This is a genomic window from Lysinibacillus sp. FSL K6-4013 (assembly GCF_038630435.1).
Taxonomy (GTDB): Bacteria; Bacillota; Bacilli; order Bacillales_A; family Planococcaceae; genus Lysinibacillus; species Lysinibacillus boronitolerans.
Map to the genome: position 1 here is coordinate 648,150 of NZ_CP152031.1, position 11,116 is coordinate 659,265.

15 protein-coding genes are annotated in these 11,116 nt (G+C 38.2%); 12 read left to right on the forward strand and 3 right to left on the reverse strand.

Features of this window, described 5'->3' with window-relative positions; translation table 11 throughout:
* Positions 1–2 precede the first annotated feature (2 nt).
* The 11 genes from murA (at position 3) to MHB39_RS03210 (ending at position 8,293) form a co-directional block, all read left to right on the forward strand.
* Complete coding sequence (gene murA, locus MHB39_RS03160) at positions 3–1,313, forward strand: UDP-N-acetylglucosamine 1-carboxyvinyltransferase (RefSeq protein WP_048395622.1); 1,311 nt, start codon at positions 3–5, stop codon at positions 1,311–1,313.
* An 81-nt stretch (positions 1,314–1,394) separates the two neighbouring features.
* The gene (spoIID, locus tag MHB39_RS03165; RefSeq protein WP_342545821.1) at positions 1,395–2,333 is read left to right on the forward strand and encodes a stage II sporulation protein D; all 939 of its coding nucleotides are present in this window, start codon (positions 1,395–1,397) and stop codon (positions 2,331–2,333) included.
* A gap of 37 nt (positions 2,334–2,370) precedes the next feature.
* Positions 2,371–3,048, forward strand: coding sequence for a M23 family metallopeptidase (locus tag MHB39_RS03170; protein WP_048395635.1), 678 nt, complete (start codon positions 2,371–2,373; stop codon positions 3,046–3,048).
* Between the two features lie 156 nt (positions 3,049–3,204).
* A complete protein-coding gene (locus MHB39_RS03175; RefSeq protein WP_004269485.1) occupies positions 3,205–3,465 on the forward strand; it encodes a sporulation transcriptional regulator SpoIIID in 261 nt (86 codons plus the stop codon).
* Positions 3,466–3,674: 209 nt separating this feature from the next.
* Positions 3,675–4,670: a rod shape-determining protein gene (locus MHB39_RS03180; RefSeq protein ID WP_004269486.1), complete on the forward strand. Its 996-nt coding sequence runs from the start codon at positions 3,675–3,677 to the stop codon at positions 4,668–4,670.
* Between the two features lie 21 nt (positions 4,671–4,691).
* The gene (locus MHB39_RS03185; protein WP_257961613.1) at positions 4,692–5,525 is read left to right on the forward strand and encodes a flagellar hook-basal body protein; all 834 of its coding nucleotides are present in this window, start codon (positions 4,692–4,694) and stop codon (positions 5,523–5,525) included.
* Between the two features lie 24 nt (positions 5,526–5,549).
* The gene (locus MHB39_RS03190; RefSeq protein WP_342545822.1) at positions 5,550–6,389 is read left to right on the forward strand and encodes a flagellar hook-basal body protein; all 840 of its coding nucleotides are present in this window, start codon (positions 5,550–5,552) and stop codon (positions 6,387–6,389) included.
* A gap of 47 nt (positions 6,390–6,436) precedes the next feature.
* Positions 6,437–6,727 (forward strand): DNA-directed RNA polymerase subunit beta, encoded by a 291-nt coding sequence (locus MHB39_RS03195; RefSeq protein WP_004269489.1) that lies wholly within the window; start codon positions 6,437–6,439, stop codon positions 6,725–6,727.
* Between the two features lie 56 nt (positions 6,728–6,783).
* Complete coding sequence (gene fabZ / locus MHB39_RS03200) at positions 6,784–7,227, forward strand: 3-hydroxyacyl-ACP dehydratase FabZ (RefSeq protein WP_009371926.1); 444 nt, start codon at positions 6,784–6,786, stop codon at positions 7,225–7,227.
* A gap of 147 nt (positions 7,228–7,374) precedes the next feature.
* A complete protein-coding gene (locus MHB39_RS03205; protein WP_004269491.1) occupies positions 7,375–7,758 on the forward strand; it encodes a hypothetical protein in 384 nt (127 codons plus the stop codon).
* Between the two features lie 109 nt (positions 7,759–7,867).
* Positions 7,868–8,293 carry a hypothetical protein gene (locus tag MHB39_RS03210; RefSeq protein WP_036076101.1) on the forward strand — a complete coding sequence of 142 codons (426 nt, stop codon included), beginning with the start codon at positions 7,868–7,870 and terminating at the stop codon, positions 8,291–8,293.
* A gap of 407 nt (positions 8,294–8,700) precedes the next feature.
* Here MHB39_RS03210 and MHB39_RS03215 read toward each other — a convergent pair whose 3' ends face one another.
* Both MHB39_RS03215 and MHB39_RS03220 read right to left on the reverse strand, forming a co-directional pair.
* Entirely contained in the window at positions 8,701–9,666 is a 966-nt protein-coding gene (locus MHB39_RS03215; RefSeq protein ID WP_339281001.1) for a nuclease-related domain-containing protein, read from the reverse strand.
* An 85-nt stretch (positions 9,667–9,751) separates the two neighbouring features.
* Positions 9,752–10,177 (reverse strand): YwpF family protein, encoded by a 426-nt coding sequence (locus tag MHB39_RS03220; protein WP_016991810.1) that lies wholly within the window; start codon positions 10,175–10,177, stop codon positions 9,752–9,754.
* 297 nt (positions 10,178–10,474) lie between these two features.
* Between MHB39_RS03220 and ssb the strand changes: the two genes are divergently transcribed.
* On the forward strand, positions 10,475–10,873 hold the full coding sequence (ssb, locus tag MHB39_RS03225) for a single-stranded DNA-binding protein (RefSeq protein ID WP_016991811.1): 399 nt from the start codon (positions 10,475–10,477) through the stop codon (positions 10,871–10,873).
* Between the two features lie 56 nt (positions 10,874–10,929).
* On the opposite strand, the gene MHB39_RS03230 is transcribed toward ssb, so the two are convergent.
* Positions 10,930–11,115, reverse strand: a complete 186-nt coding sequence (locus MHB39_RS03230) for a hypothetical protein (RefSeq protein ID WP_128568197.1) — start codon at positions 11,113–11,115, stop codon at positions 10,930–10,932.
* Position 11,116: the final 1 nt, after the last annotated feature.

The following is an 11,116-nucleotide window of genomic DNA, read 5'->3' on the forward strand; positions in this document are numbered from 1 at the left end:
GGGTGGATAAAATAATAGTGACTGGCGGCCAAAAACTACAGGGAAAAGTACGTGTAGAGGGCGCAAAAAATGCAGTGTTACCAATCCTTGCAGCAGCTTTACTTGCTTCAAAAGGAGAAAATGTAATTAAAGAAGTCCCTAATTTAGCAGACGTCTTTACAATAAATGAAGTACTTAAAAGTTTAAACGCAGCAGTTACATATATACCTGAAGATAATGCCGTATATATAGATGCAACAAAAGAACTTTCAAGTGAAGCTCAATTTGAATTTGTTAGTAAAATGCGTGCATCTATTTTAGTAATGGGATCTCTACTTGCTCGTAATGGCTATGCTCGTGTGGCACTTCCTGGAGGCTGTGCAATTGGATCACGTCCGATTGAATTACACTTAAAAGGCTTTGAAGCAATGGGTGCAAAAATTTCATTTGGCCATGGCTATGTTGAGGCGAAGACAGAGGGTCGCTTAAAAGGGGCGAATGTGTATTTGGATTTCCCAAGTGTTGGGGCAACTGAAAATATTATGACAGCTGCATCTTTAGCTGAAGGGACAACTGTAATTGAAAATGCAGCGAAAGAGCCTGAAATCGTGGATCTTGCAAACTTTATTAATAGTATGGGTGGCCGTGTAATCGGAGCGGGGACAAATACGATTCGTATCGAAGGAGTCGATACATTATATGGAGTAGAGCATCATATTATTCCTGACCGTATTGAAGCTGGTACATTTATGGTGGCAGCAGCTATTACGAGAGGAGATGTGGTGATTGAAAACGCAGTTCCTGAGCATATGACTGCTTTAATAGCTAAAATGCGTGAGATGGGTGTAGAAATTACTGAGTTGGATGAAGGAATCCGTGTACGAGTTCCCAAAACACTAAAAGCAGTTGATATCAAAACAATGCCACATCCTGGTTTCCCAACAGATATGCAATCACAAATGATGGCGTTAATGCTTACTGCTGAAGGTACGAGTATTATTACAGAAACGGTATTCGAAAATCGTTTTATGCATGTTGAGGAATTCCGTCGCATGAATGCTGGTGCTAAAATAGAGGGACGTTCTGTGTTTATCGAGGGGCCTGTGGATCTTCAGGGAGCTGAGGTAATGGCAACGGATTTACGAGCTGCGGCTGCATTAATTTTAGCGGGTCTTGTATCAGAAGGAATGACACGTGTCACAAAACTTCATCATTTAGATCGTGGTTATGTTGATTTCCATGGAAAATTAGCATCTCTTGGTGCTAATATTGAACGTATTACAGAAGAGGTAGTGACAATTGAAGATGTAACAGTTGAATTGCCTACAAACTAAATAGATTTTAAAACCCTTTGCTTTTTATGCAGAGGGTTTTTGTTTTCTCATAACTACAAGAAATCTAGCATATTATTCCTTATGAAAAAATGGATGATTAGTATAGGTGTCATTTGCTTGATTGGGGCATTATATATGCTTCCTATAGTAGGGTTTAGTGAAAGACAAGAGGCTATCATACCTCAAACTAGTGATAAGAATGCTTGTGAAATATTTATAGAAGTGGAGGGGCAAGAAGAAAAAATCCCTTTGGAAACGTATATTACAGGAGTAGTTGCTGCAGAAATGCCCGTTTCTTTTAAAAAAGAGGCATTGAAGGCACAAGCTATTGCAGCACGCACATATGCGTTGAAAACGACAAATTACGGAAAAATTGCGATCTCCCCAACTGTGGCAAAGCAAGTCTTCTATGATGAAGAACAAAGAAAGGCGAATTGGGCTAGCAATTTCCTGGGAAATGAAAAGAAAATTGTCGAAGCTATCAATGAAACACAAGGACAAGTTATTCTTTATAATAATGAATTGATTACAGCCATGTTTCATTCAACAAGCAATGGTAAAACAGAAAGTGCTTATGGATATGGTGGAAATGATATTCCATATTTGCAAAGTGTTGCAAGTATATCTGATCAAACATCTCCTAAGTTTGAGGCTGAGCAAGAATGGACTTTAGCTCAATGGAATAAGCTCTGGCCTATACAATGGCAACCTAGTGATTTTAATCGTATCCAGTTATTTTATAATGATTCTGGACGAGTAGAACGTTTACAGCTAGGGAATAACGTCTGGACAGGGAGAGAGGTAAGAACGCTCCTTGGTATACCATCAACTGATTTCACAATCATCTTTAATGCCAATAAAAGAAAAGTTCAAGTGAAAACTCAAGGTTATGGGCATGGAGTGGGCATGAGTCAATATGGAGCTGAGGCAATGGCAAATGAAGGGAAAACAGCTGCCGAAATTTTACACTATTATTATCAAGATATTGAAATAAAAAAAATAGATGCATGTTTAAAATAACTTCTAGTTGTTCACACTGCAACTAGAGGTGATGAAAATGAGAGAGGATAAAAATAACAAAGCTTCTCAAAACCAAGATCCAAATCAAAAGGAAAATGGCCAATTACAAAAGAAACCGTGGTTTTGGCCAGTAGTTTACACAGGTGGTGCACTTGTTCTAGCAGGATTGTTATTTGGTTACAATAGTCTCGTATCAAAAGTAGAAGAGGCTCCTTTACCAGATTTAGCTGAAGTAGATCCAGGTCCTGTAGTGGAAACTAATGCACGAACTGAAAACATGAAGTATCCATTCAAAGAAGAGAATTTTAGTAAAGTACAAGTCTTACAAGAATTTTACGAGTTAGAGGCAAATGAAGAGTCTCGTGAAAATGCACTAATGGTATTTAATCAAACATTTACTACATCTTCAGGAATCTCTATTGCTATGAATGGTGAAGAGTTTGAAGTACTAGCTGCTATGAGTGGTAAAGTACTAGAGGTAAAACTAGACGCATTTACAGGCAATAAGATCGTGATCGAGCATCCAAATGGTATGCAGACACATTATAGCTCTGTGAAGGATATCGCTGTTAAAGAAGGCGATGAGGTTACACAAGGTCAAGCATTAGGAAAAGCGACTGACAACGAGTGGAATCAAGCGGCTGGCGTCCACATGCATTTCGAAATTCTTGAAAACGGAAAATATATCAATCCGAAAAAATTACTAGCTTTTTAATGAGAAAAGCTAGTAACGCATAAAAAGTCAGCATTTTATCAAGAAAATGCAAAACGTGTTCTGAATAGCTTTGTCCTCACATAAGGTGAAGAAATGCGCAAATGTGCATCTGATTGCCAAAGCATTTTGTGAAATTGTGTGGAAAGGACGAAGAACGTGCATGAGCACATTCGGAAGCGCTGCATACGCCTCGGTGAATTACTGATTGAGACGCGTGAGACTGTGCGTGTCCTCGCGAAAATGACTGGTTATTCAAAAAGTACGGTGCACAAGGATTTAACAGAGCGATTACCAACAATTCATGAAGGATTAGCTGACCAAGTGAAAGAAATACTCGCCTACCATAAGGCCGTACGTCATATTCGCGGAGGAGAAGCAACGAAAAACAAGTGGAAAGAAAGAGCGAGTCAAGAATGATTCGTTCTTTTTTGCTGTGTTGGACAAGCATAAGTAATGATTTTCTAAGAATAGTAATTCTATATTATAGCCGTTCACTGCCTAAAAAGAAAACAGTCTTATTCACTAAATTTAGGTGAAATTACCAATAGAATATGATAAAATATTCTAGATAAAGAGATAAAATGAACGTTATGTAGTTGGAACTGGCGGGAAGGAGAAATTATAAAATGTTTTCGAAAGATATTGGCATTGACTTAGGGACTGCGAACGTATTAATCCACGTTAAGGGGAAAGGGATCGTCCTCAATGAACCATCTGTTGTGGCGATCGATAAAAAGACAAATAAAGTATTAGCGGTTGGGGAAGAAGCCCGCCAAATGGTAGGGAGAACGCCAGGTAATATCACAGCTATTCGTCCACTAAGAGACGGAGTCATTGCAGATTTTGATGTGACAGAGGCGATGTTAAGACATTTCATCAATAAATTAAACGTAAAAGGATTTTTGGCGAAGCCACGCATATTAATTTGTTGTCCAACGAATATTACAAGTGTTGAACAAAAGGCAATTCGTGAAGCTGCTGAAAAATCTGGTGGTAAAAAAGTATATTTAGAGGAAGAGCCAAAAGTAGCAGCAATAGGTGCTGGAATGGATATTTTCCAACCAAGTGGAAATATGGTAGTCGATATCGGGGGCGGAACAACAGATATCGCAGTTCTATCAATGGGTGATATCGTAACAAGTGAATCCATTAAAGTAGCAGGCGATGTGTTTGATAACGATATTTTGCAATATATTAAAAAAGAATATAAATTGCTAATTGGTGAACGTACTGCAGAGGCAATCAAAATGACAATTGGTACAGTTTTCAAAGGTAGTCGCAATGATACGATGGATATTCGTGGCCGTGATATGGTAACGGGTTTACCACGTACAATTACAATTGAGTCTGAAGAAATTGAACGTGCACTACATGAATCAGTAGCCATGATTGTCCAGTCAGCTAAAAATGTCTTAGAAAAAACACCACCTGAACTATCAGCCGATATCATTGATCGTGGAGTGATTATAACTGGTGGTGGTGCATTATTACATGGAATGGACCAGCTATTAATAGAAGAGCTAAAGGTACCTGTTTTCATTGCAGAGAGACCTATGGATTGTGTAGCCATTGGTACAGGTATTATGCTTGAAAATATTGATCGTGTGCCAGCATCCTTATAAAATTAAAATGAGGTGATTTCTTTGTTTAAAGGATTTTATACAGTTGCAACAGGTATGATCACGCAACAAAGAAGAACAGAATTACTTACCAATAATTTATCAAATGCGAATACACCAGGATTTAAGGCAGATCAATCTACGATTCGCTCATTCCCAGATATGCTAATGTCTAGCATTGGTAAAACAAATGCTCCTGCTCACCAACAAGCCGGCGCTGAATATATGAGTCAAGTAGGAGCTTTAAATACAGGGACATATTTACAAGAAACATTGCCAAATTACATACAAGGCCAAATCTATAACACTGATTTTACAACAGATATGGCATTGATTAATGGAAACTTACCACAAAATGAAGATGGTGTTACAGGTTCAATTTTCTTCCGACTAGAACATCCTGCTGGTGGTGAGGCTTACACACGTAATGGTAATTTCACATTAGATGGGCAAGGCTATTTAGTTAACGGTCAAGGATTATATGTACTAAATGATGCTGGGCAACGTATCCAGCTACCAAATGATGATTTCCGATTAGATGAAAGTGGCGCTATCTTTGTAAATAATCAACAAGTGGCTCGTGTTGGTGTATCATTTGCTGCTAACCCGAACATGCTACAAAAACAAGATAATGGCCTTATTCGTACAGAAAATGGTGAGAACTTGCCAACAGCTTATGGAGCGAATGGTGTTTCCTTTACACTACGTCAAAACTTTTTAGAAGGTTCGAACGTAGATTCTGGTCGCACAATGACAGATTTAATGACTGCCTACCGTGCATTTGAAGCAAATCAAAAAGTATTACAAGCTTATGATCGTAGCATGGAGAAGGCTGTGAATGAAATCGGAAAAATTTAATGGGCGAACAGGAGGCTTTTATCAATGCTACGTACAATGATTACAGCTACAAACACAATGGGGCAATTACAAAACAAACTGGATACAATTAGTAATAACATTGCTAACAGTAATACAACGGGTTATAAAACAAAGGAAGCATCCTTTAATGAATTACTTTATCAGCAATTTAATAATGATAAGCAGGATCGCGCAGAACGACAAACACCTGTTGGTATTCGCTATGGATCTGGTGCAATGGTTGGCCAAATTAAATCCAATGAAAAGCAAGGTTCATTACAAACAACTAATCGTGATTTAGACTTAGCTTTCACAAAAGCGAAACAATATTTCAATATTTTGATGCCAGATGGTGAAAATGGAACTGAAACAGTGTATACTCGACAAGGTGACTTTTATTTATCTCCATTGAATAATGGAACAGTTATGCTTGTAACAGCAGAGGGTTATCCAGTAGCTAATGCTGCAGGACAAGCTATTACATTACCCGACACGGTTCAAAAGTTTGCTGTTCGAGATGGTGGTGTATTAGAAGCATCTTATCCAAATGGAGATATAATTCGTACGAATTTAGCTGTAACAGAATTCCAAAAGCCGCAATTAATGGAGCATGTTGCCGGTTCTTATATGGGATTACCTAATAATTTAGCTGAACTTGGTTATACGCAGGCGGAAGTTTTGACAGAGCTTGTGGGAGCCAACCGTCAGCAAATTGGCATGCAAAGTGGTACACTAGAAATGTCCAATGTTAACCTCTCGAAAGAAATGACAGAACTTATTCAAACACAACGTTCTTATCAATTCAACGCAAGAGCGGTGACATTAGCAGATCAAATGCTTGGACTAATTAATGGCATTCGATAGGAAGTTATCCAAAAGCGCATAGTAAGGAATGAAGAGGAGTACAATCTATGACAAACGATTCACGTCGACGTTCTGTGCCGACACAAGAAACCGATACGCAACCGCAACCAGAAAAGAAAGAACGCCGCTCGACTGGAGAGCAACGCGAGGTTCGATGGGTGCAAATCCGACTGATTCCGATTTGGTTACGCATTGTAATTGTTCTCATTTTAGTCGTTGTTGCCGCAGCATTAGGCGCAATGTTTGGCTTTAGCGTTATTGGAGAAGGCAATGCTATGGATATTTTTAAACGAGAAACATGGCAGCATATATTTGATATTATGAATGGTAAAGAATAACATTATTCTTTACCTTACTTTGTGTATACATACTTAATTTTTGAGGGGGAATTGACATGTTATCTGCAGAACAAATTCAAGCAATTTTACCACACCGCTATCCTTTTTTATTCGTAGATCGCATCATTGAATTAGAAGAAGGGAAGCGTGCAGTAGGATTAAAAAATGTTTCAATCAACGAAGATTTTTTTAATGGGCACTTCCCAGGTTATCCAGTTATGCCAGGCGTGTTAATTGTGGAAGCTTTAGCTCAAGTAGGTGGAGTGGCTTTATTAAATGCTGAAGAATTTAAGGGTCGTTTAGCATTTTTAACGGGTGTTGATAATTGTCGTTTCAAGCGTCAAGTTGTACCTGGCGACCAACTTAAATTGGAAGTAGAATTTGTAAAACTTCGTGGCGCAATGGGGAAAGGTCATGGTGTAGCTACTGTTGATGGAGAACTTGTATGTGAAGCCGACATTCTATTTGCAATTGGGCCTGAACAGCCTAAACAAGCTTAATTTGCATTTGTAGACCAAAAGATATAAAATAGATAAAGTCAAGTCAAAAATTGATTAGTAGGTTCTTAAATTGCGATGGTAAATAAGCTATTGTGAATTGAAATAGATGTAATTTTTAGGTTTTACAAACGTAGGAGGATTATTAAGATGTATAAGGAATTGTCTTCAGGTATTAAAATTAGCATTACTCGTTCGATTTCAACATCTTTTGAAACATACTTAGCAAGTATTGGTTGGGATGAAGAGCGCTTTTCCATGGAAGACTTCATTGCAAGCTGGCAGACTTATTTTCAGGAGAATGCCGCATGGATCGAAAAAATCCCTGCTGATACATTGATGAGTGCACAGTTTCATGAAGAAATGGCACAAAAAATCGATGAGGTTATTGCCAAAATTTTAAATGAAGAACCAACAGCACAGCAAGTCGAAACAATCGAGGCATTGCAAAAAGAGCTAGGTACAAACTATAGCTACGACTGTAAAGCAGAGGCAGCATATATTGAACAGTTATTAAAAGAAAAACAAAAATAGTTTGTACAAAAATCGGATAGTTCCCTCCTTTCTCGGGCAATCTATGTAAGATCACAAATACAGAAGATGTATTTGATGACATAGTACCCAAGAAAGGAGGTTTTTTACTATGTGGAAAATGTCATTTTTAACCATCATTCTTGCAACTGCATTCCTTGGAGGTTGTAACTGGGGAAATAATGCAGTAGAAGATCACCCTGTTCGAGAAGCCGAGAATGACGTACGTCGTGGTGTTGACAACGTCGAGGATGCATTAGATCCGAATAGACGAGATAATGCATACGATCGCAATAATGTAAATGGGAATGGTGTTGATCGAGGTACTGTAAACGATAATACAACATTACCTGAAGCAACAACACCTGGTTCTAATGCTGATATCAACAGCACAAACGGCTATGACAACACACCAAATGCAAACGGTGTAAACGGTGTTGAACGTAATGACAACATAAACAGCAATAACAATAATAATGTTGTCGACGATAAAGTTAACAACACTGAAAAATACCGTGATGGTATGAACAACCGATAACATAAAAAAGAGTGTTTCCTTTATGGAAAACACTCTTTTTTCAATTTAGAGGGAAGCGAAGCGAATATCCGCGGGAGGAGAGTGAATACCCGCGGAAGGAGAGCGAATACCCGCGGGAGGAGAAAGAATACCCGCGGAAGGAGAGAGAATACCCGCGGAAGGAGAGAGAATACCCGCGGAAAGAGAGTGAATACCCGCGGAAGGAGGGTGAATACCCGCGGGAGGAGAGAGAATACCCGCGGGAGGAGAGAGAATACCCGCGGAAAGAGAGTGAATACCCGCGGAAGGAGAGTGAATACCCGCAGAAGGAGAGCGAATACCCGCGGAAGGAGAGCGAATACCCGTGAAAGAGAAGCGAATACCCGCGGAAGGAGAGTGAATACCTGCGAAGCTAAGCAAAACCTCCATCAAAAATAATTTTTCATATGTTCCAGTAAATTTTCTGGTAAATGGTAAACACGATTCTTATAGGTACCGGTATATGGAAACTTAAACTTCCGTAGCAATCGAGTAGCTGCATCGTTAGAATTAATTCTAAAAAACGCTCGTAACTGTTTATTGGTAATAGAATGACTAATCAATAACCGATAATCAAGCAAAGCCTCTGCGAAAATTTCTATACTTCTATAATGACAAAATGAACATTTCCAAATGCCACGATGGAAGTACATATTATTTTGATAGGTACATTTTGGACAAAGAACACCGTGTCGAAATCGTGATGGGGCAATTGATGTATGAATCTGAGGAATAATTTGTTTAGAAAGTAGTAGGTGCACTAATTGGGTTAATTGATTATCTATTAATTTTTTAGGGTGCTTTTTAAAAAGCGACTGGAGATACTTATGAAGTCCGGACGCATGAAAAATGGGAAGAGTACTAGTTGAATTGACGATGATTGTGGAAGGATTTGCTATAACAACAGCCCCTTCAACAGGAAGGGAATAACTTGTAATCAGATTTTTAAGAAATTCCATATGACGCTCAGTTTGAGTAAGAGCATTTGGAAATCCTTCAACAGTACCATCAACCCTTGTGCGTGTGCATTGATGTGTGTGTTGATCAAATTCAAGACGACCATGTATGTTTTTGATTTCTACAACCAACATAAAATGTGGACAAATAAAAAGCGTATCAATCTGATGCAGATGTTGAGCCGTGTTCATAAGACATAAATTATGTAAGACAAAAAAGGTATTTGGATATATTAATTCATGCCATACGCGATCAACCTTTTGCTCGCCAGCAAACCCTGCATCTAGTCGACGATACTGCTCTTGATAATAATGATATTCTACATCATCCTTTAAAAGACGCCTCATCAAAGCCTCAAGCCATAATAATTTTAAAGGCTTCTTCCTTATAGCAACCACCAAATGTAACCCTCCTTTTTTAAATTGTATTGTACAAAAAAATTACTGCTTGTCCAATAAAAAAACGATGCAAAAATTCGCATCGTCAGTCATTTTTTAATTTTGGTCGCTTTTTCATATCTTGTGTAAAGCGATCCAGTAAATCCTCTAAAGAAACACCCTCAGCAAGTAGCTCGGAAAGTAATTGTTCTGCATATTTTGATCGTTTAATTTTAAGCGTACCTTTTAATAGGACTGAAACATGATTACCGATTTCTTCAACAGTATGTACGATCACCTGAAAAGGAGCGGGTTCATTATCTGGAAATGAAATAACTGCACGTACATTGAAGACTGTAGCATTTGCTAAGAGCTCATCAAAGGTTGAGCGATATTGTTTTTCCATAAACAATTCAAGTACCCAAGATTGATGGCTATTTTCCTGATTAATAATGATGCCATCGATTAAAGGGAATGGTTGCACGCCATCTTCTGTGACAAGGTCAAAGGAAAGCATTTTAAAGGTTTTCAATATGTATATTCCTCCTAAGTCTGTCATTCTTTTAGTATAACACATGAGGTAGCAGTTGTTTGTGATGCGCACCTGTGACGATTTTTCAAAAACTGCGAAATTGCAGATTTCATGAAATAGCATTTGCCATTACAGCTTAAAGCATTCAGTTAAAAAATTAATAAAAAATAGAAAATTAAAATTGCTAATTTACCCAATTTATGCTCAATAACTGAAGGAAATTAACAATATTGATTTTTGCGAATGCTGGAATCATTTTGTAAGATGAGAGCAATCAAAAACAAAGGAGGTGAACGAATGAATCAAGTCGGATTGGTTGGAAGGTTTACAAAAGACCCAGTGTTACGTTACTTATCTGGAAATCGTGTGCAGACTCATTTCTCACTAGCCATTAATCGTAATTTTAAAAACAATCAAGGGGAAGTAGATACAGATTTTGTTTTCTGTACAGCTTGGGGAAGGCTTGCAGAGAATATCGTTAAATATTGCGGTAAAGGTTCGTTAATCGGTGCCAATGGCCGTATTCAAACAAGGTCATTTGTAAATGAGGAAAGCACAAAGATTTTTATGACAGAGGTAGTGGTTGAGGATGTTAGATTTTATCAACTTAAACAAAGAGATAGTGACGAAGCAGTTACTGTACCGTCACAGCCACCGAATGAACAAGAGCACTTAAAGGATTTTGTATTACCTTAGCAAGAAAGTTTACATACGGGGCAAGAGAATATTCATTGTCTGATCCGCCATTCTCCTTATAATTCTTGCACCGTAACGACAGAAAGGAATGTGATGTGTACCCCTAATAATAAACATTGCTGAAGACCGCACAGCAATGGGATTTTCAACACAACTAAATATGAATGATGAAGTAAGTAGGGAAAAGAAGTAGCAAGTTCCACTAAAAGAGCGCCAAGAATTTGCTCTTGGCGCATCTTCATT